This is a genomic window from Streptomyces sp. NPDC029044, from assembly GCF_040637495.1.
In the GTDB taxonomy this organism is placed as follows: Bacteria; Actinomycetota; Actinomycetes; order Streptomycetales; family Streptomycetaceae; genus Streptomyces.
On the sequence record NZ_JBEZWN010000014.1, the window covers coordinates 88047 to 108450 of the forward strand.

At 72.8% G+C, this 20404-nt stretch carries 23 protein-coding genes; 9 read left to right on the top strand and 14 right to left on the bottom strand.

Annotated features, from left to right (window positions below; translation table 11 throughout):
* The first annotated feature begins 97 nt into the window (after positions 1–97).
* Positions 98–619 carry a hypothetical protein gene (locus AB0E85_RS15100; protein ID WP_361926432.1) on the top strand — a complete coding sequence of 174 codons (522 nt, stop codon included), beginning with the start codon at positions 98–100 and terminating at the stop codon, positions 617–619.
* A gap of 390 nt (positions 620–1009) precedes the next feature.
* On the opposite strand, the gene AB0E85_RS15105 is transcribed toward AB0E85_RS15100, so the two are convergent.
* The 5 genes from AB0E85_RS15105 to fabG form a co-directional block, all read right to left on the bottom strand.
* Positions 1010–1510: a hypothetical protein gene (locus AB0E85_RS15105; protein ID WP_361926435.1), complete on the bottom strand. Its 501-nt coding sequence runs from the start codon at positions 1508–1510 to the stop codon at positions 1010–1012.
* A gap of 121 nt (positions 1511–1631) precedes the next feature.
* Positions 1632–2315: a uracil-DNA glycosylase gene (locus AB0E85_RS15110; RefSeq protein WP_361926438.1), complete on the bottom strand. Its 684-nt coding sequence runs from the start codon at positions 2313–2315 to the stop codon at positions 1632–1634.
* Positions 2316–2407: 92 nt separating this feature from the next.
* Positions 2408–3994 carry an ABC transporter substrate-binding protein gene (locus AB0E85_RS15115; RefSeq protein WP_361926441.1) on the bottom strand — a complete coding sequence of 529 codons (1587 nt, stop codon included), beginning with the start codon at positions 3992–3994 and terminating at the stop codon, positions 2408–2410.
* A gap of 197 nt (positions 3995–4191) precedes the next feature.
* Positions 4192–4950, bottom strand: a complete 759-nt coding sequence (locus tag AB0E85_RS15120) for an SDR family oxidoreductase (RefSeq protein WP_033307414.1) — start codon at positions 4948–4950, stop codon at positions 4192–4194.
* A 12-nt stretch (positions 4951–4962) separates the two neighbouring features.
* The gene (fabG, locus tag AB0E85_RS15125; protein ID WP_020270157.1) at positions 4963–5724 is read right to left on the bottom strand and encodes a 3-oxoacyl-ACP reductase FabG; all 762 of its coding nucleotides are present in this window, start codon (positions 5722–5724) and stop codon (positions 4963–4965) included.
* A gap of 230 nt (positions 5725–5954) precedes the next feature.
* Here fabG and AB0E85_RS15130 point away from each other — a divergent pair, with 230 nt between their 5' ends.
* On the top strand, positions 5955–6476 hold the full coding sequence (locus AB0E85_RS15130) for an excalibur calcium-binding protein (protein WP_361926445.1): 522 nt from the start codon (positions 5955–5957) through the stop codon (positions 6474–6476).
* Positions 6477–6494: 18 nt separating this feature from the next.
* Here the strand turns inward: AB0E85_RS15130 and AB0E85_RS15135 are convergent, their stop codons facing one another.
* Together AB0E85_RS15135 and AB0E85_RS15140 are read right to left on the bottom strand one after the other, a co-directional pair.
* Positions 6495–6908, bottom strand: a complete 414-nt coding sequence (locus tag AB0E85_RS15135) for a DUF3037 domain-containing protein (RefSeq protein WP_361926448.1) — start codon at positions 6906–6908, stop codon at positions 6495–6497.
* Complete coding sequence (locus tag AB0E85_RS15140; RefSeq protein ID WP_361926451.1) at positions 6905–7660, bottom strand: HipA family kinase; 756 nt, start codon at positions 7658–7660, stop codon at positions 6905–6907. The genes AB0E85_RS15135 and AB0E85_RS15140 overlap by 4 nt, the downstream gene beginning before the upstream one ends.
* Positions 7661–7857: 197 nt before the next feature.
* Between AB0E85_RS15140 and AB0E85_RS15145 the strand changes: the two genes are divergently transcribed.
* Complete coding sequence (locus tag AB0E85_RS15145; protein WP_361926454.1) at positions 7858–8337, top strand: Rieske (2Fe-2S) protein; 480 nt, start codon at positions 7858–7860, stop codon at positions 8335–8337.
* Here the strand turns inward: AB0E85_RS15145 and AB0E85_RS15150 are convergent.
* Entirely contained in the window at positions 8324–8974 is a 651-nt protein-coding gene (locus AB0E85_RS15150; protein WP_361926457.1) for a cysteine hydrolase, read from the bottom strand. The genes AB0E85_RS15145 and AB0E85_RS15150 overlap by 14 nt on opposite strands.
* A 132-nt stretch (positions 8975–9106) precedes the next feature.
* Between AB0E85_RS15150 and AB0E85_RS15155 the strand changes: the two genes are divergently transcribed.
* Positions 9107–9577, top strand: coding sequence for a pyridoxamine 5'-phosphate oxidase family protein (locus AB0E85_RS15155; RefSeq protein WP_361926460.1), 471 nt, complete (start codon positions 9107–9109; stop codon positions 9575–9577).
* Positions 9578–9629: 52 nt separating this feature from the next.
* Here AB0E85_RS15155 and AB0E85_RS15160 read toward each other — a convergent pair whose 3' ends face one another.
* Positions 9630–10532, bottom strand: a complete 903-nt coding sequence (locus AB0E85_RS15160) for a LysR family transcriptional regulator (protein WP_361926463.1) — start codon at positions 10530–10532, stop codon at positions 9630–9632.
* Positions 10533–10607: 75 nt separating this feature from the next.
* On the opposite strand from AB0E85_RS15160, the gene AB0E85_RS15165 reads away from it, so the two are divergent.
* Positions 10608–11561 carry a DMT family transporter gene (locus tag AB0E85_RS15165; protein WP_361926466.1) on the top strand — a complete coding sequence of 318 codons (954 nt, stop codon included), beginning with the start codon at positions 10608–10610 and terminating at the stop codon, positions 11559–11561.
* 928 nt (positions 11562–12489) lie between these two features.
* On the opposite strand, the gene AB0E85_RS15170 is transcribed toward AB0E85_RS15165, so the two are convergent.
* Entirely contained in the window at positions 12490–13821 is a 1332-nt protein-coding gene (locus AB0E85_RS15170) for an aminotransferase class I/II-fold pyridoxal phosphate-dependent enzyme (RefSeq protein ID WP_361926468.1), read from the bottom strand.
* A gap of 35 nt (positions 13822–13856) precedes the next feature.
* Between AB0E85_RS15170 and AB0E85_RS15175 the strand changes: the two genes are divergently transcribed.
* Both AB0E85_RS15175 and AB0E85_RS15180 read left to right on the top strand, forming a co-directional pair.
* Positions 13857–14543, top strand: coding sequence for a pyridoxamine 5'-phosphate oxidase family protein (locus tag AB0E85_RS15175; protein WP_361926471.1), 687 nt, complete (start codon positions 13857–13859; stop codon positions 14541–14543).
* Positions 14543–15175, top strand: a complete 633-nt coding sequence (locus AB0E85_RS15180) for an FMN-binding negative transcriptional regulator (RefSeq protein WP_361926474.1) — start codon at positions 14543–14545, stop codon at positions 15173–15175. The genes AB0E85_RS15175 and AB0E85_RS15180 overlap by 1 nt, the downstream gene beginning before the upstream one ends.
* Positions 15176–15246: 71 nt before the next feature.
* Here the strand turns inward: AB0E85_RS15180 and AB0E85_RS15185 are convergent, their stop codons facing one another.
* The 3 genes from AB0E85_RS15185 to AB0E85_RS15195 form a co-directional block, all read right to left on the bottom strand.
* The gene (locus AB0E85_RS15185) at positions 15247–16197 is read right to left on the bottom strand and encodes an EamA family transporter (protein WP_361926477.1); all 951 of its coding nucleotides are present in this window, start codon (positions 16195–16197) and stop codon (positions 15247–15249) included.
* 223 nt (positions 16198–16420) lie between these two features.
* Positions 16421–17425: an EamA family transporter gene (locus AB0E85_RS15190; RefSeq protein ID WP_361926480.1), complete on the bottom strand. Its 1005-nt coding sequence runs from the start codon at positions 17423–17425 to the stop codon at positions 16421–16423.
* Positions 17426–17508: 83 nt separating this feature from the next.
* Complete coding sequence (locus tag AB0E85_RS15195; protein ID WP_361926483.1) at positions 17509–18093, bottom strand: Clp protease N-terminal domain-containing protein; 585 nt, start codon at positions 18091–18093, stop codon at positions 17509–17511.
* Positions 18094–18278: 185 nt separating this feature from the next.
* On the opposite strand from AB0E85_RS15195, the gene AB0E85_RS15200 reads away from it, so the two are divergent.
* The gene (locus AB0E85_RS15200; protein ID WP_361926485.1) at positions 18279–18707 is read left to right on the top strand and encodes an SRPBCC family protein; all 429 of its coding nucleotides are present in this window, start codon (positions 18279–18281) and stop codon (positions 18705–18707) included.
* A 63-nt stretch (positions 18708–18770) separates the two neighbouring features.
* Here the strand turns inward: AB0E85_RS15200 and AB0E85_RS15205 are convergent, their stop codons facing one another.
* Positions 18771–19397, bottom strand: coding sequence for a PadR family transcriptional regulator (locus AB0E85_RS15205; RefSeq protein ID WP_361926487.1), 627 nt, complete (start codon positions 19395–19397; stop codon positions 18771–18773).
* A 165-nt stretch (positions 19398–19562) separates the two neighbouring features.
* On the opposite strand from AB0E85_RS15205, the gene AB0E85_RS15210 reads away from it, so the two are divergent.
* Positions 19563–20381, top strand: a complete 819-nt coding sequence (locus AB0E85_RS15210; RefSeq protein ID WP_361926489.1) for a PhzF family phenazine biosynthesis protein — start codon at positions 19563–19565, stop codon at positions 20379–20381.
* Positions 20382–20404 lie beyond the last annotated feature (23 nt).

The following is a 20404-nucleotide window of genomic DNA, read 5'->3' on the forward strand; positions in this document are numbered from 1 at the left end:
CCGGCGCCCTCCGTACGGGGCGCGAGATCACCCGTGCGGGGCATCCTGCGCCAGGTCCGCGGCCCCACCGAGGACCGGACGCACCAGAGTTGCGCGGGTGCATCGAACGACGACCACAGCGACGCTCCTGCTGACCGTGGCGGTCTCGGCCCTCTCCGGCTGTACGACGACGGTCCCGCATCCCTCCGCGCCGGGGCCCGCTCCGGCACCGTCCCGGCCGTCGGCGCCGGAGCGGGAGGAGGAGGCGGAGACCCAGATCGTGCAGGCGCCGGCCCGCGAGGCCCTTCAGCTCATCGAGGAAGCGCCCCGCCGCCCGGAGCGGGCCGCGCCGGCGACCGGCCCGGCCGCACCTGCGGCGGCCGCCCCGGAACCGGGGACGCCGCGGCCCGGCCCCCGCGCCGTCCGCCCCCACCCCGCCCGCCCGGAACACCCCGAGCCCGCTCGGCGCCCCCAGCGGTCGCACGCCGGCCTCCCCGACGTGTCGGAGTCGGTACGGCAGGACGTCGAGAGGAGCGTCCCGAAGGACAACGCGGACGTGTGCGCGCTGGGCAAACGCTACGGGGGATGGCGGGCGGACAGCCCGGAGGCGACGATCTGCCGCGACACGTACGGGCGTTGAACGGGCACCGGCCGATCGCCGATACGGCAGGCCGGGATCACCGACTCGTCGGACCCGTTGGCGCGGTCACCTCAGAACCACTGACACGTCAAGCTCATCAGCGCTTTCACCCCATGTTGGTCGAGGCGTCGGGCCCGTGGGCGGGGCCGCCCAGGGCCGCCGGCAGGTCGGGGCCGTAGGCGGGCCCGTCCCCAGGATCGCCGCCCCGGCGGGCCCGTCGACGCGGTCACCCCGGGGCCGCAGCCACCTCGGGTTCATCAGCACGCTCACTCCAGGGCGCCGCCCGTAAGACCCGTCGGCGCGGTCGCCCCAGGGCCGCTGACGCGTCGGGCCCGTCGGCGCGCCCGCCCCCAGGAACACCGACCCGTCGGACTCGTGGGCCTCGTCGTCTCAGGGCCGCTGCCGTGGCGGTGTCCAGGTTCCCGGGCCGCCCTCCCCCAGCCGGGATTCCAAGCGGTCGATGGCCGCCCGGACGCCCTCGCCGTAGCTGTCGTCGGCGAGGGCGGCCGCGGCTTCCCGGGCCCACCGCAGGTGGGACCGGGCGGCGTCGCGGCGGCCGAGTCCGAGGTAGTCGTCCGCGAGATTCACGTGCAGGGAGGGGTAGATCGCGAGCACCGCGGCCACCGCTACGGCCTCCTCCCTGGCCTCCGCGGCCGCCGCCAGGGCACGCAGGTCCCAGGCCAGCTCGTCAGCCGGGTCGTCCTGGGTGTCGGCCAGGTAGCGGGCGAGGGTGCAGCGGTGCAGCGGGTCGCCGTGCTCGCCGATCTCCGCCCACAGGCCGAGGTAGCGGTGCCGGGCCTCCTCCCGGTCCCCGGCGTGGTGCAACATGACGACCTGCCCGATCCGCGTCAGTACGGCATCGGGCGCCGCCTGCTCCTGTCGCTCCGCCACGACGCCCTCCGCGCACTCGCCGGCTGTTCCCGCCGACGCTAACCGCAGGCGGGGGCGATCCGGCTCAGGCGGCTCCGGACACCGCCGGACCCGGCGTGGCGCGGCCGTCGGCGGGGGTGCGTCAGCCCAGGTTCGGGATCGTCCAGTCGATCGGCGTGTGCCCCTGCGCCGCCACGGCCTCGTTGATCTGTGTGAAGGGCCGCGAGCCGAAGAACTTCTTCGCGGACAGGGGCGAGGGATGCGCGCCCTTGATCACGGCATGCCGGGACTCGTCGATCAGCGGGAGCTTCTTCTGCGCGTAGTTGCCCCACAGCACGAAGACCGCCGGGTCGGGGCGCTCGGCCACGGCCCGGATCACGGCGTCCGTGAACTTCTCCCAGCCCCGGCCCTTGTGCGAGTTGGCCTCGCCGCCGCGGACCGTGAGCACCGCGTTGAGCAGCAGCACGCCCTGCTCGGCCCACGGCATGAGATAGCCGTTGTCCGGGATCGGTGTGCCCAGCTCCTGGTGCATCTCCTTGTAGATGTTGCGCAGGGAAGGCGGGATCCGCACCCCCGGCCGGACCGAGAAGCACAGCCCGTGCCCCTGCCCCTCGCCGTGGTACGGGTCCTGACCGAGGATGAGGACCTTGACCCCGTCGTACGGCGTGGCGTCCAGCGCCGCGAAGACCTCCTCGCGCGGCGGATGGACGGGACCCTTCGCCCGCTCCTCCTCGACGAACTCCGTCAGCTCCTTGAACCAGGGCTGCTCCAGCTCGTCACCCAGAACCCCGCGCCAGGACTCGGGCAGCATGGCGATGTCGGTCACGTCAACGTCCTCACGATGTGCGGTCACTTCAGGCCACAGAACCTACAGGCGACCACTGACACCGTGCCCCGCGCGAGCCCGAAGCCGACCCGCTACCAGGCGGTCTTGCGGTGCAGCTCCCACAACATCATGATCGTCGACGGGTCCAGGGCCCGCTCGGCGCCCGAGACGTCCCGGCTGGCCGCCACGTACTGCCTGCCCTGCCACAGCGGCAGCAGCCGCGCGTCGTCCACGAGGATCCGCTGGGCCTCCTCGAACTCCTTCTCCACACTCGCGCGGTCGCTCTCGCGGCGCGACCTGGGCAGCAGATCGCCGGTGATCTCGGGGGCCGGGTAGGGCGTGCCGAGGGCGTTCTGGTCACCGACGAACGGCGCGATGAAGTTCTCGGCGTCCGGGAAGTCGGGGAACCAGCCGCGCCCGAAGACGGGGTACTCGCCCTTCCGGTAGCCCTCCACGTACGTCTTCCACGGGCGGCTCTTCAGGCTGATCGTGAACAGGCCGGAGTCCTCCAGCTGGCGCTCCAGCTCCTTGAACTCCCCGGCCGTCTCCGAGCCGTAGCGGTCGCTGGTGTACCAGAAGGTGAGCGGGACGCGCTGGTTGATGCCGGCCTCGTTGAGGATCTTGCGGGCCTTGCCGACGTCGGGGTCGCCGTAGTCGTCGAAGAAGCCCGTGGTGTGGCCCGTGAGGCCCTTGGGGACCATGGAGTACAGCGGGTCGACGGTGTCCTTGTAGACCTTGTGGGCGATCGCCGCCCGGTCGACGACCTGCGCGATGGCCTGCCGCACGGCCTTCTTGTTCGCCCAGGAGTCCTTCGGATTGAACACCAGGTAGTTGATGTCGGTGCCCGTGCCCTCGACGAGCTGGATCTCCTCGTCCTTGGAGGACTTGCTCTGGAGGTCGACGACGTCTCCGGCGGCCAGACCGCGGTAGGTCACGTCGATGTCCTTGTCCCGCAGCGCCTTCACCATGGTGCCGGAGTCCTGGAAGTAGCGGACGGTCACCGCGTCGTTCCGGCGCTCCGCGAAGCCCGTGTAGGAGTCGTTGCGGACGAGGACGGCCTCCTTGCCCTCGGCGTAGGAGTCGAGAGTGTACGGCCCGGATCCGACCACGTCGCTGCCCTTGCGCAGGCTGTTCCGCGGATAGGCCTGCGGGGACACGATCGACATCGCGGGGGTGGCGAGCACGAACGGGAAGGTGGCGTCCGGCTTGTTGAGGTGGAAGATCACCTCACGGTCGTTCGGCGCCTGGACCCGCTCCAGGCTGCCCAGCAGACCGGCCGGGCCGCCGTTGACGTTGATCTTGCGGATCCGGTCGAACGAATATTTCACGGCCTGGGCGTCGAGCGCGTCGCCGTTGGAGAACTTCAGGCCCTCGCGCAGCTCGCAGCGGTAGACCTGGTTCGAGGAGTCGCTGAAGCCGCAACTCTCGGCGGCGTCCGGCTGGGGCGTGCTCGCGCCCGTCGGATAGCTCAGCAGCGTCTGGTAGATGTTGCGGAACAGCTCCCAGGAGCTGTCCCACGACGCGGCAGGGTCGAGCGTGCTGGGCGAGCTGGTGGTGCCCACGACGATCGGCCCTTCGTCCTCCGGGGTGTCGGACGACAGCACGCCGCACCCGGCGAGCAGGGACGATATGGACGCGATGGCCGCCACCTGCCACAGGCACCGGTTCCGCTTGAACACGCGCACGCTCCTCGATCTGCCATACCAAGGGTCGGCAGACCATACCGCAGTGCCGCGCCCCCTGACCCTCCCCGTCCATGACCGCTTGATCGATAAACCTTTGACGACGTTGTCATCGCCCTTTGCCGTGCCTTTACGCCGGGACGGGCGCCGTCGAAGTCGACGACGCCCGTCCCGGTCCCCGTGCGCGGTCCGCGTCAGCCGGTCCCGGCGTTGAGGAAGATGCCGCCGTCCACCACGAGCGTCTGGCCGGTGACCCAGTCGGACTGCTCGGAGGTGAGGAACGCGGCCGCGCCCCCGATGTCGGAGGGCACGCCGAGCCGGCCCAGCGGGTAGGCCGCGGCGGCCTCCTCCTCCCGGCCCTCGTACAGGGCCTGGGCGAACTTGGTCTTCACGACGGCCGGGGCGATCGCGTTGACCCGCACCTTGGGCGCGAACTCGTGCGCGAGCTGCACGGTCAGGTTGATCATCGCGGCCTTGCTGACGCCGTACGCGCCGATGAAGGGCGAGGGCGACAGGCCCGCGACGGAGGCGATGTTGACGATCGCGCCGCCGTTGTCCTTCTGCCAGGCGTGCCAGGTCCGCTGGGCGAATCCGAGGGCCGAGACGACGTTGGTCTCGAAGACCTTGCGGGCGACGTTCAGGTCGAGGTCGGCGATCGGCCCGAACACCGGGTTGGTGCCGGCGTTGTTGACCAGGTAGTCGACGCGGCCGAAGGCCTCCATCGTGCGCTCGACGGCGACGGCCTGGTGGGCCTCGTCGTGCGCCTTGCCCGCCACGTACACGGCTCGGTCGGCGCCGAGCTGCTCGACGGCCTCCTTGAGGGCGTCCTCGTTGCGGCCGGTGATGCACACGCGGTCACCGCGCGCGACCAAGGCCTCGGCGACGCCGTAGCCGATGCCGCGGCTGGCGCCCGTGACGAGGGCGACCTTGCCGGAGAGTTCCACGGAAGTCATGTTCTTCGTCCCTTAGTCGAGCGGTCCGCCGGCCACGTACAGCACCTGGCCGGAGACGAATCCGGCCGCCTCACCGGTGAAGAAGGCGATGGCGTTGGCAATGTCCTCCGGCTCGCCGACCCGGGCCACCGGGATCTGGGTGGCGGCGGCGGCCTTGAAGTCCTCGAAGCCCATGCCGACACGGTCGGCGGTGGCCTTGGTCATCTCGGTGGCGATGAAGCCGGGGGCGACGGAGTTGGCGGTGACGCCGAACTTGCCGAGCTCCTTGGCGAGGGTCTTGGTGAAGCCCTGGAGGCCGGCCTTGGCGGCGGAGTAGTTGACCTGGCCGCGGTTGCCGAGCGCGGAGGACGACGACAGGTTGACGATCCGGCCGAAGCCCGCGTCCACCATGTGCTTCTGGCAGGCCTTGGACATCAGGAAGGCGCCGCGCAGGTGCACGTTCATGACGGTGTCCCAGTCGGAGACGCTCATCTTGAACAGCAGGTTGTCGCGCAGCACGCCCGCGTTGTTGACCAGGATCGTCGGCGCGCCGAGCTCCTCGGCGATCCGCGCGACGGCCGCCTCGACCTGGGCCTCGTCGGAGACGTCGCAGCCGACGGCGATGGCCTTGCCACCGGCGGCGGTGATCTTCTCGACGGTGTCCTTGCAGGCCGCCTCGTCGAGGTCGAGCACGGCGACCGCGCGGCCCTCGGCGGCCAGTCGTACGGCGGTGGCGGCACCGATGCCGCGCGCGGCACCGGTCACGACGGCAACCCGCTGCTCAGTGGTGGACATGACTGCTACTCCTCAGGTGAGCGACCGCTTAGTACCTTCAGTGGGTGTGACGCTAGAAGCCCTGGCACGCGGTGTCAACGGCCGGGGGCGGCATGTGATCCATCACCCGGGCCCACCTTGCCCGGCGGCACCTTCCGGGACACCCGATCGGCCTACGGACACGCGCCGCCGCACCGCCCGGCGCCTAGCGTCGGAGCGCGAGCCAACCGTGGCCGGAAGGGAGGCGCTCCATGCGCCGTCGCACCGGTGCCATCGGCGCGCTGTTCGCGATCGCCGCGATCGTGCCGCTGGCCGACCCCGCTCATGCCCGGCAGGACCTGGACTGCCGTGATTTCGCCTTCCAGGAGGACGCGCAGGCCGCCTTCGAGGCGGATCCGCGCGACCCCCACCGACTCGACGAGGACCCGGGTCCGGACGACGGCATCGCGTGCGAGGCGTTGCCCCGCGTCGGCTCGGGTGTCATCTCCCCCGTCCGGCCGTCGGCCTCCGCGAGCCCCTCCCCATCGGCGAGCCCGTCCGCGAGCCCGTCCGTCAGCCCGTCCGGGGACGTCAGCCCGTCCGGGTCCGCGAGTCCGTCCGGCCCCGGCACCGGTGCGCCCGCGTCCGCCGCCCCTTCCCGCGGTGTGCGGGGTGGGGCCGGGGGCGCCGTGTCCTGGGGGCCGAGCGACTGGGAGACGGGGATCGGCCTGACCTTCGCGGCGGGTGCCGTCCTCGCGGCCGGCTGCCTGGTGAGGCGCCGTCGCCGGCACTGACGGACGCGCGGGGCGTCCTCACCGCACCAGCAGGTCCAGCAACCGCTCGGCCTCCACCGCCGGGTCCCTGGTCAGGCCGGTGTGCACGGGGCCGGGCTGGACGATCGTGGAGCGGGGTGCGACGAGCCAGCGGAAGCGGCGGCCCGGGTCGTCGGACGCCGCCTGGCCGGCCGCGGAGCCGCCCGCGCAGAGGCTTTCGACGGCGCGCAGGGCGGCTCGGACCCCGGCCACGTCGGCCCGGGGGTCGAGGGCCAGCAGGCGGGCCTCGTCGAGGTGGGTGCGGGCACCGACGTACGCCTCGGCGCGGCAGTAGACCAGCACCCCGGCGTTGACGCATTCGCCGCGTTCGATGCGCGGGACCACGCGCAGGACGGCGTATTCGTAGACGTGGCGGTCCCGCGGTCCGCCCTTGATGATGTGCCGGTCGTTCACTTCAGCCCCTGGATGCGGTCGTGGATGACGGCGGCCCGGGCGAGCAGCGGGCGCGCATAGGCCTGTCTGAGGTCGTCGGGCGCGGCGAAGCCGGGTTCGTCCGTGAGCCAGGCTTCCGGGATCTGTGCGGTGACGTCGGCGAGGAGTTCCTCCGTGACCAGGGGCGCCAACTCGGCGGCGGCGGAGGCGACATCGGGCGCGAAGGACGCCAGCGCGTGGTCGGAGGCGTCGTACGGGCGGGCGGCGGAGGCGTCCACGCCGGGCCAGTTGTGGTGCCAGATCATCGTCGCGCCGTGGTCGACGAGCCACAACTCGCCCCGCCACCTCAGCAGGTTGGGGTTGCGCCAGGACCGGTCGACGTTGTTGACCAGCGCGTCGAACCAGACCACCCGGCCCGCCTCCTCGGGGCTCACCGGGAACGCGAGCGGGTCGAACCCGAGCGCGCCGGAGAGGAAGTCCATGCCGAGGTTGGTGCCGCCGCTGGACCTCAGCAGGCTCTGCACCTGCTCGTCCGGTTCGCCCAGACCCAGCTCCGGGTCGAGCTCGACGGTGACCAGGCGCGGCATCCGCAGCCCGAGCCGGCGGGCGAGTTCACCGCAGACGACCTCGGCGACCAGGGTCTTGCGGCCCTGCCCCGCACCGGTGAACTTCAGGACGTAGGTGCCGGAGTCGTCGGCCTCGACCAGGCCGGGCAGCGAACCGCCCTCGCGCAGGGGCGCGATGAAACGGGTCGCGATCACTTCCTTGAGCATCGCCCCAGGTTACTGACGTTCGCGGCGGTCACGGCGACGGCCTCGCGGCACCGGGCCGGAACCCGACAGCCAACCGACAGCTCCGCTTTACCCGTGTCCTTCCGCGAACGGGCCAGGATTTCGGCAGGGTCTGAACAGCCGGTCCGCAAGGGCCGTACCTCTCCGCAGATCACGAAACCCCCGGAAGGAACGTCAGCATGACCAGCGAATCAGTTCAGCCGATGTCGGGACCGAGCCGCCGCACCGTCGTGGCGGCGGTTGGCGCGGCGGGGCTCACCGTGGCGCTGACGGCGTGCGGGTCGGACGACAAGGCGTCCGACCCGTCCACCGAACAGGGCGGCGGCGCGACGAACGAAGGGGGCGGCTCGTCCGCCGGAGCGGGAGCCGGTGGTGCGGCGCTCGCGAAGACCACCGACATCCCCGAGGGCAGCGGCAAGATCTTCAAGGACGAGAAGGTGGTGGTCTCGCAGCCGGCCGCGGGCGACTACAAGGCCTTCTCGACGATCTGCACCCACCAGAACTGTCCGATGGTGGACCTCAAGGACGACATCATCTCCTGCGCATGCCACGGCAGTCAGTTCTCCGTCCTCGACGGCAGTGTGAAGAAGGGCCCCGCGGTCAAGCCGCTGGAGGCGAAGAAGGTGGCGGTGAACGGCGACTCCATCACGCTCGCCTGATTCCGCCCGGCCGCTCCAGGCACGCCAGTACCTCGTCCGTGGTCGCGACCGTGGCGACCAACGCGAGGGTGTGGCGGATCATCGCGGGGGTGTAGTCGGAAGGCACCCCCTCGATGGCGTCCGCCGGGACGACGACGGTGTATCCGCGGTTCACGGCGTCGAACACGGCGTTGGGCACGGCCACGTTGGCCGAGACCCCGGTGACGATCAGCGTGCGGCAGCCGAGGTTGCGCAGCAGCGGGTCGACGTCGGTGCCCGTCAGGGGTGACAGCCCGTGCAGCCGCCGTACGACGAGGTCCTCCTCGGCGACCTCGATCGGGGCCGCCACCCGCACCGCCGGGGTGCCGGCCACCTGCTGGACGGGCAGGCGTGCGGCGGCACGGAAGAGACGGGCGTTGCGGCTGGCCCCGCGGCCGTCGGGGCGGCGCTCGGCGACGGCGTGCACGACCTGGACGCCCCCTGCGTGGGCGGCCGCGACCAGACGGGCGACGTTGGCGAGGGCACCGCCGGCGCGTGCCGCTTCGGCGAGTTCGGGCAGGGCGCTGTCCGCCCCGACGACGCCCTCCTGGCACTCGACGGTGAGCAGGACGGTGGTGCCCGGTTCGAGGAGTCGGCTGAGCGGTTCGTACGAGGGCACGGTTCCCCCTGTCACCGGCGGCTGGGCGGGCGAGCGTAACCACCATTGCGCACGGACGGAAGAGAACCCATCCTTTTCTGACGTGATGTCAGAGGATCTCCTCTGGCACGACGTGGGAGAAAGAGGGGGCGCATGACTGTCACGCAGCAGCGCAGGGGCCGGAAGATCATGATGACGCCGGGCGAGCTGGACGACTTCCTGACCACCCAGCGCACCTGCCGGGTCGCCACGGTCTCGGCCGGCGGCGCACCGCACGTGAGCACGCTGTGGTTCGCCTGGGACGGCGCGTCGATGTGGCTGTACTCGGTCGTGCGCAGCAAGCGCTGGACCGACCTGCGGCGCGACCCGCGGGTGGCGATCGTGGTCGACACCGGCGAGGAGTACGACGAGCTGCGCGGCGCCGAGCTGTCCGGCACGGTCGAGTTCGTGGGCGAGATACCGCGCACGGGCGAGCTGCGCGCCGAACTCGACGTCCCTGAGACGCTGTTCGCGCGGAAGAACTTCGGCCTGGAGGAGATGCCGCACGACGGCCGTCACGCCTGGATCCGGCTGACTCCGGAGAAGATCGTCTCCTGGGACTTCCGCAAACTGTCCGGGCAGTAGCCGCTCCTCCGAAGCGCCGGCCGAGGGCCGGGCAGCAGCCGCTCCCGGAACGTCAGCCGACGCTCTCCCCCGCCGCCCGCAAGGCCTGCACCGCCGCCCGGATCGACGGGCGGCGGTCCGCGTCCGCGCGCCAGACCACGTACACATGCCGCCGCACGCGCTGTCTCAGCGGCACGGTCACGACCCCGGCGGGCACGGGACGGCGGCCGAGCACCGGGGCGATGCACACCCCGAGCCCTGCGGCGACCAGCGCCAGCTGGGTGTGGTTCTCGGCGGCGCGGTGGCCGACGATCGGCTCGACGCCCTTGGAGCGCAGGGTGAACATCAGCCACTCGTGGCAGAACTCGCCCTCGCCCCAGGTGATCCACTCGTCGTCGGCGAACTCGGCGAGATCCACCTCCTCGCGCGCCGCGAGCCGGTGGGCCTCCGGCATGGCGACCTCGGCCGGGTCGTCCAGGATCGACGCCTTGACCAAGCCGTCGGGCAGGGCCATCGGCTTGTTGTACCAGTCGAGCACCACGGCGAGGTCGAGGTCGCCCCGCACGACTGCGGCGATGCCGAGCTCCGGTTCGAGCTCGCAGGAGCGCAGCCGGAGCGCGGGGTGCTGCCGGCGCAGCGCGGACAGCGCGTGAGGGAACAGCCCCCGCGCGGCCGTGGGGAACGCCGACAGTCTGAGCTCGCCCACGACCTGGCCGCGCTGTGCCTCCAGGTCCGACTGGGCGAGTTCGACCTGGGACAGGATGCGCGCGGCGTGCTCGGCGAGCAGCCGGCCCGCGTCGGTGAGCCGCACGCCCCGGCCGTTCTTGGCGAGGAGCTGCTGCCCGACCTCCCGTTCCAGCTTGGAGAGCTGCTGCGAGACGGCGGACGTGGTGATGTGCAGCCCCTCGGCCGCGCCGCTGACCGAGCCGTGCCGGGCCAGGGCATCGAGGGTGCGCAAGCGCTCCAGGTTCAACATGTAAGCAATGCTACGCAGTACCGAGTGCGAAATCTCGATTGTGCTACAAGGTTCCGGTGCCACATCGTGGCTGACATGAGCACCGTCACCACACCGCCCGGCCGGCTCGCCGACGCCCCGTCCGCACCGGCCCGCCGTCGCCTCGACTGGCGCCTCCGATTCGCCGCCCTGTCCCTGATCTGGGGCTTCAGCTTCCTCCTCATCAAGGTGGGCACGGGGGCGTACGCGCCGTTCCAGGTGACGTTCGGGCGGCTGCTGTTCGGTACGGCGGTGCTGGCCGCCGCGATGGCGGTGCGGCGTGAGCGGCTGCCCCGCGGGCTGCGAGTCTGGGGGCATCTGACGGTCGCCGCGTTCCTGCTCAACGCCCTGCCGTTCTCGCTGTTCGCCTACGCCGAGCTGACCATTCCGTCCACCTTGGCCGGCATCTGCAACGCGACCTCACCGTTGTGGGGCATGGCGCTGTCGCTGGTCGCCCTGTCGGAGGACCGTCCGACCCGGGTCCGGGTCGCCGGGCTCGGCGTCGGCTTCCTCGGGGTGCTCACGGTGCTGGGAGCCTGGCAGGGCTTCCACGGCCTGGACGCCACCGGGACGGCACTGGCCCTGCTCGGCTCCCTCAGCTACCCGATCGGCTGGATCTACGTCCGCCGCACCCTGGCCGGCACCGGGAACTCCCACCTGTCGATGACCGGTGCCCAGTTGCTGCTCGCGACGGTCCAGCTGGCGGTCGTCACCCCGCTGTTCACGACCCTGCCCGCCCACGTGTCCGTCGGCCCGCTGCTGGCGATCGCCGCCCTGGGCGCACTGGGCACGGGACTGGCGGTGCTCCTCCAGTACGGCCTGGTCGCCGAGGTCGGCCCGACGACCGCCCAGATGGTCACGTACTTCATCCCGGTCATCGCCACGGCCGCGGGCGTGGCTCTCCTCGGCGAGGCGCTCACGTGGTCGACCCCGGTCGGCGCGGTGATCGTCCTGACGGGGGCGGCCCTCACCCAGATACGCCCGAAGCCCCGCCGGACATCTCGACCGTAGCTCCGCAGGGCCCAACACCCTGGCCGCTGCCGCGGGTTCAGCCCCGCAGAGACCCAACGCCCGGGCGGCACCCCGGCCGCAGCCGGGCGCGAGCCCGGCCTGCGCCGCGTCTCATCCGCCGCCCCGCGCGGCCCGGCAAGCCCCGGTCGGAGCTCCGGTCCCAGCTCCACGGCAGCAACTCCACAGGACCCAACGCTCGGGCACCGCCCCGGCCACAGCCCGACACGAAGGCCCGCACCCAGTACGCCCAGGGCGGCGATCGCCAACAGCCAAGGCCCAGCGCAGCCGCCCCTCAGCCCCGCCCCTCACGGCCCCCCAAACCCCGACCGGAGCCCGCACCCCAGCTCCACGGGAACAGCCCCACAGGAACCAACGCTCGGGCAGCGCCCCAGCCACAGCCCGACACGAGGGCCCGCACCCAGTACGCCCAAGGCGGCGATCGCCACCAGCCAAAGCCCAGCGCAGCCGCCCCTCAGCCCCGCCCCTCACGGCCCCCCCAAACCCCGACCGGAGCCCGCGCCCCAGCTCCACGGGAACAGCCCCACAGGACCCAACGCTCGGGCACCGCCCCGGCCGTGGCCGGGCGCGAGTCAGGGGTGACGTGGCAGCTCCGTCGCCACCCCTCGCGGGTCCGGAAACCCCTGGCGACTTCTCCCTCCCAGCTCGACGGAGGCCGGATGCCCTCAGCTGTAGTTCGCCCCTCACTGCGCGCGGCTCGAAAAGCCCGGCCGGCCCGCCTCCGCGGAGGCCCGGGGCCATGGCCGTGGCTGCGCGCCGGTCCGGGACCCGGAAGCCGCAACCCGGTCGTGGTTCCGCGCACAGCCCGCGCCCCGGCCCCGTCGCGGGCGGGCCGCCCGACGACGACTCGGGCGGGCCGTCCGGCGGAGCGTCCGGCAAGGAGCCCCCACCGTCGGCCCGAGGCCCTGTCTCAGTCGTAGCTCCGCGCCGGAGCGGGCCCGACCGCCGAGGTGATCGCGTCGGCCAGCGTCTCGATCTCGCCCCCGGCGAGCGTGGAGACGGTGACCCGGATGCCGGGCGGGGCGGCCAGCCGGAAGCGGGCTCCGGGGGCCACGGCCCAGCCGGCGTGCAGCAGCCGGGAGACGGCGCCGGTCTCGTCGGGCACGGGCACCCACACGTTCATGCCACTGCGCCCGTGCGCCGCGACACCACGCCGTTCGAGCGCGTCGATCAGCGCGTCCCGCCGCGACCCGTACGACGCCGCCACCTCGGCCGTGTCCACCGCGCCGTCGGCCCACAGCCGCACCAGGGCCCGCTGCATCAGCCGGCTGACCCAGCCCGGTCCGAGCCGGTGCCGTCCGAGGACCCGGTCCACGGTGAGGGCGTCCCCGGTGAGCAGGGCGAGCCGCAGGTCGGGGCCGTAGGCCTTGGCCGCCGAACGGACGAACGCCCAGTGCCGGGTGACTCCGGCCAACGGGTGCAGGGGCACGTCGACGATGCCGTGCCCGTGGTCGTCCTCGATCAGCAGAACCTCCGGGTGCTCCCGGAGCACGGATCGCAGGGCACGCGCGCGCTGCGCGCTCACCGCCGCGCCGGTCGGGTTCTGCGCGCGGTCCGTCACGATCAGGGCGCGCACCCCGGCCTCCAGTGCCCGGCGCACGTCCTCCGCGCGAGGCCCCTCGTCGTCGACGCCCACCGGGACGGTCCGCAGTCCGAGCGCCGGCACGAGATCAAGGGTGCGGCCCCAGCCGGGGTCCTCCACGGCGACGGTGTCGCCGGGCTTGAGGTGGGCCGCCAGCACCCGTTCGACGCCGTCCAGCGCCCCGGAGACCACGGCGACCGGCCCCTCCGGCACCCCGTCGGCATCGAGGCCGGCCCGCGCGATCCGGGCCAGCTCCGGCTCCACGGCCGTGTCCCCGTAGAGCACGGGCGCCCGGTCGCCCTCGGCGGCCGCCGCAGCGAACGCGCCCGCGAGCGGCGGCAGCAGCGCCGGGTCCGGATTGCCCTGCGCGACGTCCCGCACGCCCTCGGGGACGTCCATCCGGAAGTGATCCCGCCCGGTCGTCGGCGGCGCGGGCCGTACCCGGCTGCCCCGTCGGCCCGCGGTCTCGATGACCCCGCGCTCGCGCAGGGTCCGGTACGCGGCCGCGACCGTGTTGGGGTTCACCCCCAGCCGTTCCGCCAACTCCCGCATGGGAGGCAGCAGTTGCCCCGGCCGCAGCTCACCGGCCCCCACCGCACGCTCAATGCTCGCGGAAATGTCCGCTGCGCGACGCCCACTGATCGGATACTCTCCTAGCACAAAGCCAAGTATGCACTAGTGCAATGGAGAGCGCCATGCAGGGGACCGCGCAGACGCCGTCGCAGCCCGAGACCGGCTACACCCCGACCGACCGCACCGTCCCCACCCGCTCCCCGGCGCGGGCTTCCTACGACAAGGACCTGGTGCACTCGATACTCGACGAGGCCTACGTCTGCCATCTCGGTTTCGTCCGCGACGGCGCGCCGGTCGTGCTGCCCACGTTGTACGCCCGGGTCGGCGAGCGGCTGTACGTGCACGGCTCCACCGGCTCGCGTCCGCTGCGGGCGGCCGGCCAGGCCGACCCGGGTCTTCCGGTGTGCCTGACGGTCACGCACGTCGACGGTCTGGTGCTGGCCCGCTCGGCCTTCCACCACTCGATCAACTACCGCTCCGTCGTGGTGCACGGCGTCGCCCACGACGTGACGGACCCCGAGGAGAAGCGGCAGGCCCTGGACGCGCTGGTCGACCACGTCGTGCCCGGCCGCTCCGCCGACTCCCGCCCCGCCAACAAGAAGGAACTCGCCGCGACCGCCGTGATCCGTCTGGACCTGGACGAGGTATCCGCGAAGCTGCGCACCGGCGGCGTGAACGACGAACCGGAGGACCTCGCCCTCCCCCACTGGGCCGGTGTCGTCCCGGTGCGGCGCACCTACGGCACCCCGGTCTCCGACCCCGGCCTGGCCCCCGGCACCGAACTGCCCGGCTACCTCGGGACCCTGTGATGCTGATCCACCCCTGGGACGCGCCCCGCGACGACGAGGAGTGGCAGCAGTGGCTGGCCGGTCACGACTTCGGCCAGCTCGCCGTCAACGGCCCGCCGGGCGAACCGCCCCACGTCCAGCCCCTGCACTTCGCCTACGACGCCGGGAGCCACGAGATCGTCACCCATCTCGCCCGTCCGAACCCGCTCTGGCCCGCGCTGGAGGCCTGCCCGGACGTCCTGCTGAGCGTGGTCGACGACTACGTGTTCGTACCCGGGCCCTGGCAGGCCGCCCCGGACGTCCCGCCCGAGCACGGCACCCCGACGAGCTTCTACACGGCCGTACAGCTCCGCTGCCGCGCCCAGGTCGTGGACGACCCGGCGGAGAAGGCCGCGCTGCTCAACCGCCAGGTCGACCACTTCCAGCCGCGGGGCGGCTCCGCACGGGCTGCGGCGGGTGAGGCCCCGTACGGCAGGATGCTCGCCGGCATTCGCGTCCTGCGCCTCGAAGTGACGGACGTTCGGGCGAAGTTCAAGTACGCGAACCACCGGCCGGCCGAAGTCCGGGACCGGATCGCCGCGGGCCTCGCGGCCCGCGGCGGCCCGGGTGACGCGAGGGCTCGCGACCACCTCCTGCGCAGGCAGGAAGCCTAGGTCGCGGCCCCGCGCCACACGGCCGTCACCGCCTCACGCGGCCGTTGCCGCCTCACCCGGCCGTCACGGCGTCACACGACCGTCACCGCCTCCTCGCGCGTCCGGGAGCCTCGCGCCTCCCCCACCGCGAGGCCCGCCACCGAGCCCAGCATCAGCAGGGTCCCGGCCAGCGTCGCCGCCGTGAGGTGCTCGCCGAGCAGGACGACGGCGAGCACCGCCGCGCTCACCGGTTCGAGCAGCATGATCACCGAGACGGTGGCGGACCGCACGACGGCCGCGCCCGCGAAGTAGAGGCCGTAGGCGAGCGCGGTGGGGACGGCGGCGACGTAGACCAGCAGGAGCAGGAGCCGGCCGGGCTCCTCGGTGTGCGGCAGCAGTCCCTCCGCCAGGGCGAACGGCAGCAGGCACAGGCTCGTGACGGCGAAGGCCTCGGCGGTCGTCCGCGCCGCGTCGGTCCCGCCGTCGCGGCCCCACCGGCGGGTGAGGAGGGTCATGGCGCTGTACCCGGCCGCGGACAGCAGCGCCAGCAGCACACCCACGGGCTGCAGGGTCGTGCCCCCTCCCCCGAGGACGAGGACCGCGAGGCCGGCGAGGGCGCCCGTGACGGCGAGGGCTCCGCCCCTGCCGAGCCGCTCGGCCAGGGTCAGCCGGGCGCCGAGCGCGATGAGCACGGGCCCCGCCCCCAGAGTGACGACGGTGGCCACGGCCAGGCCGGTGGCGGAGACGGCCGCGAAGTACGCCGTCTGGAAGACGGCGAGCCCCAGCCCGGTGACTCCGGCCCGCAGCGCCCGGCGGCCGAGCGGTTCACGCACGGGAGTTCCGGCGCGGGGCCGCAGCGGGCGGACGGCGAGCAGCAGCACGAGACCGGCGGCGCAGCGCCAGAAGGAAAGGGCGACGGGCCCCATGTCACTGGCCCGGTAGACCAGGGAGGCGGCCGCGCCCGCGGTGCCCCAGGCGACACCGGCGACGATCAGATAGAGGAGGCCTCGCCCGACGGGCAGGCCGAAGGCAGTGTTCGACACGCGTTCTCTCCGCAGACGCGCACGGCACACCGCACGACAAGCGGCGGCAGGTGCGCGGAAGTTCGGGAAGAACCCCGGATCGGTCGGATCAGGGGTCCACGGACTTCGTCTGCGGGCAGCACCGTTCTGCGCGGCGGCGAATCGCCGGGCGCGGTGTCCGGAGGGCCCGCCTCAGACGGCCGGAGGCGGAAGAACGAGTGCGTTCGAAGGCATGATCGACACCCTATGCGCTGGTTCCGCGCCGGGACAATTCCCTTTCGGGGCCGCCGCTCGCCACCGGCTGCGCGGAACCCTTCGAGGGCGTCGACGACTGCGCGATGAAGGCACCCGCCAGCACGATCGCCCCACCGGCGATCTGCGGTGCCGAGAGGTGCTCGCCGAGCAGGACCCAGGCCAGGACGGTGGCGATGACCGCTTCGAGGCAGGCCACGACGCCCGCGACCTGGGGGGAGAGCCGCCGCACGGAGACCACACCGGTGACGTAGGCGACGACGGTGGCGACGAGGACGATCCACGCCAGCAGGACGGCGGCGGCGACGGGCCTGCCGTCCATGCTCGCGGTGCCCTGGAGCACCGACCAGTCCATGGTCCAGGGCCGGGCGACGACGGTCAGCACGGCCGCGCCGACGAGCAGCCCGTAGGCGATGACGCCCAGCGGGTCGGGCGCCTCCTCCCCGGCGTCGCTGCCCTGGTCGGACAGGACGAAGTAGCCGACCTGGCAACAGGCCGCGCCGAGCGCGAGCAGCAGTCCCAGGGCGTCGAAGCCGAGGCCCGACCACACCTCGACGACACAGGCGAGTCCGCCGACCGCGAGCACGACACCGACGGCCGCGGCCCGCGTCACGGGCCGTTTCTGCACGAACCGCACCCAGCCGAGCACGAGCGCGGGTGCCAGGTACTCGATGAGCAGCGCCACTCCGACGGGGATGCGGGAGAGGGCCGCGAAGTAGCAGGCCTGGACACCGGCGACGGCGAGCAGCCCGAACCCGGCGAGCAGGCCGGGGCGCCGCCGCAGCAGCGCGCGATGGCGCACGGCGAGCGGCAGCATGACCAGGGCAGCCCCGGCCACGCGCAGCCAGACCACGTGCAGCGGGTCCAGGCCCGCCTCGATCAGCGGCTTGGCCGCGACACCGGATCCGCCGAAGGCCACCGCGGACAGGAGCGCGAGGCCGAGCCCCACACCCCTGCCGCGTCCGCTCACGCTGCTGTCAGAGGTACGCACCGGCACATGATGGCAGGCCGCGACAGGAGCGTCATCCCCTATGGCACCTGTCTCACTGCCTGGACGGGGATACCTGCTCACGCCACCGCTCAGCAGGTGGCTTCGCCGCACTCCCCGGAGCGGCCGGACCGGTCGTCGAGCCGGGCAGTCACCTCGCGCGGGTCGACGCCGGCCCGTTCGAGCACCTCGACCGCACGGGCCTGCGGGTCGGCGACGATCGCCGCGAGCAGGTCGGTGCCACGGGCCGGTCCGCCGCGAACGGCGGCGCGTTCGCAGGCGTCCTCCATGCACGCGGCGGCGAGCGGGGAGAATCCCGCCGTCTCCGTCACCACGGGGACGGCGCCCGAGTCCTCGACGCCGCTCTGCCAGCGCAGGCCGTAGCCGATGCTGCGCTGGACGAGATAGCCGAGCAGCCGCGCGATCTGCGGTCCCTCCCCGAAGACGGAACGCGCCTCGGGGTCGGACTCCAGCAGCGAGTGGAGCAGATGGGCGGTGTCGATCTGCCGGTCCCCGTCCCGGACGGCCCGGCGCCGGGCACCGCCGACCACCGACGCCAGCTCGTCACTGAGCCTGGCATCGTTGTCCACGCGCTGAATGCCGTGCTCATGGGCCGACTGCCGGGGGATAAGGGGTTGCACGTCCTCTACCCCACCAGTCCCGCGGGCCCGGGTCATCCCCGGCGGGAAGCATTTTCGCGTCCCACGGGGAGTGGACCTCAGTGAGCGGAATCTCCTCCTTAGGGAGGAGATCAGACAGACTCGGACGGAGGCCTCGCACCTGACAGTTCGTCAGTATTGAACATTGCGGCCGCCACGGCTACGTTCCGCGACACCCAGCCCCGACACGAAGAGGTGGTCGCATGGCCGAAGTCAGCGCGGAGGCACGTATCGGGGCACCGGCCGAGAAGGTGTGGGCCAGGCTCACGGACTGGTCCTCCCACAGCGAGTGGAACGCGACCCATACGAGCTTCCCGTCGGGCGGCCCCGAGCCCCTGGAGGTGGGTGCGACGTTCCAGGAGAACATGCGGCTCATGAACTTCCCGGCCGAGGTGGCGTGGACCGTCGAGGCACTGGAACCGGCACGCGTGCTGGCGATCCGCGGCAAGGGCCCGATGGCCGTCACGGTGGCGACGCGCTACACCCTCACACCCGACGGCGACGCCACGAGGGTCCGCATCGACGGCGAGTTCACGGGCGCGACGGTGTCCCTGATGGCGGGCAAGCTGAAGGACTCGGCCACGGCGGCCCTGCACGAGTCACTGCGCAGGCTGGACGGTCTCGTGACCTGAGTCCGGCCCCGGCACGCACAAGCGCCCCCGGAACAAACCGGGGGCGCCTTCCCGCTACGAGGTTCAGTCCTCGTCGGCGAGGATGAGGTACAGCTTCTTACGAGCTTCGTTGATGACGGCCAGCGCCTTCTCCCGCTGCTCCTTGCTTCCCGTCCTCCAGACCTGCCCGAAGGCCTCCATCAGACCGAAGCCGGCCTGGCGGATTTCCCCCAGGGCCTCCCAGTCGACCCCGCGGGAGGCCTCTTCCCAAGGCGCCTCGGGCCCCTCCTCGGCAGCCTCGCGGCCCGCCTCGGTGAGTGAGAACAGCTTCTTGCCGCCCTCGGACGCACTGGTGATCAGCCCCTCGTCCTCCAGCAGCTGGAGCGTCGGGTAGACCGAGCCGGGGCTGGGCTTCCACGCCCCGCCGCTGCGCTCGGCGATCTCCTGGATCATCTCGTAGCCGTGCATCGGCCGGTCCTTCAGCAGGGCCAGGATCGAGGCGCGCACGTCACCGCGCCGTGCCCTTCCCCTCGGCCCCCCGCGTCCTCGTCCGCCCCAGGGGCCGGGACCGAAGCCCGGTCCGCCGGGCCCGCCCCAGCCGGGGCCGCCCGGCCCGAACGGACCGAAGGCCGCACGCAGCCCTTCGAAGCCGCCCCGACCGTGGTGCGGGCCACCGTGTCCATGTCCACGCTCGAATCCGTGGGTACGCATCGCAACCACTCTCCATTCCATCGTTGATCTGTCGCGATGCTTCAACGATATATCGGTGAAGCTCGAACGACAAGGCCCTCCCGGCGAAGCCCGGGCGGCAGAATCGGTCCAGCCCCCGTGAATTGGCCTTGGCCTGCGGCTTCGTGGGAGCCCTAGCGTCGGGGCATGCGCATCCGAATCGTCGACGCCTTCACCGATCGCCCCTTCTCCGGCAACCCGGCCGGGGTCCTGCTCCTGACCGGCGCCCACTCCTTCCCGGACGACACCTGGCTCCAGAACGTCGCCCTGGAGGTCAACCACGCCGAGACGGCCTTCGCCCACCCGCTCCCCGAGGGGGCCGAGGCCGACTGGGCGCTGCGCTGGTTCACGCCGGCCACCGAGGTCGCGATGTGCGGCCACGCGACCCTCGCCACCGCCCACGTGCTGCACACGACCGGCGCCCACGAGGGCCCCGTGCGCTTCGCCACCCGCAGCGGCGTCCTCGTCGCCACACCCGCCGGGGACGGCTCCGTGACCATGGACTTCCCGACGGCCCCGCTCACCCGCGTCGACCCGCCCGGCGGCCTGGCCGAGGCGCTGGGCGCCGAACCGCTCACGGCCTTCGACACCGGCCCGAAGGTGGGCGATCTGCTCGTCGAGGTCGCCGACGAGAAGACGGTGCACGGCCTCAGCCCCGACCTGAAAGCCCTCGCCGCCCACTCCGAGCGCGGCCTCATCGCCACCGCCCGCGCCGAGGACCCCGCCCGGGGCTACGACTTCGTCTCGCGCTGCTTCTTCCCGAACGTGGGCATCGACGAGGACCCGGTGACCGGCAGTGCCCACACCGCCCTGGCCCCGTTCTGGTCCGAGCGCCTGGGCCGCTCCGGACTCACCGGGCTCCAGGCCTCCCCCCGCTCCGGCCGCGTCCGGACGAAGCTGCGCGGCGACCGCACCCTGCTGACCGGCAGGGCCGTCACCGTCATCGAAGGCGACCTGCTGGCCTGAGGAACGGGAAGGGGGCGTACGAC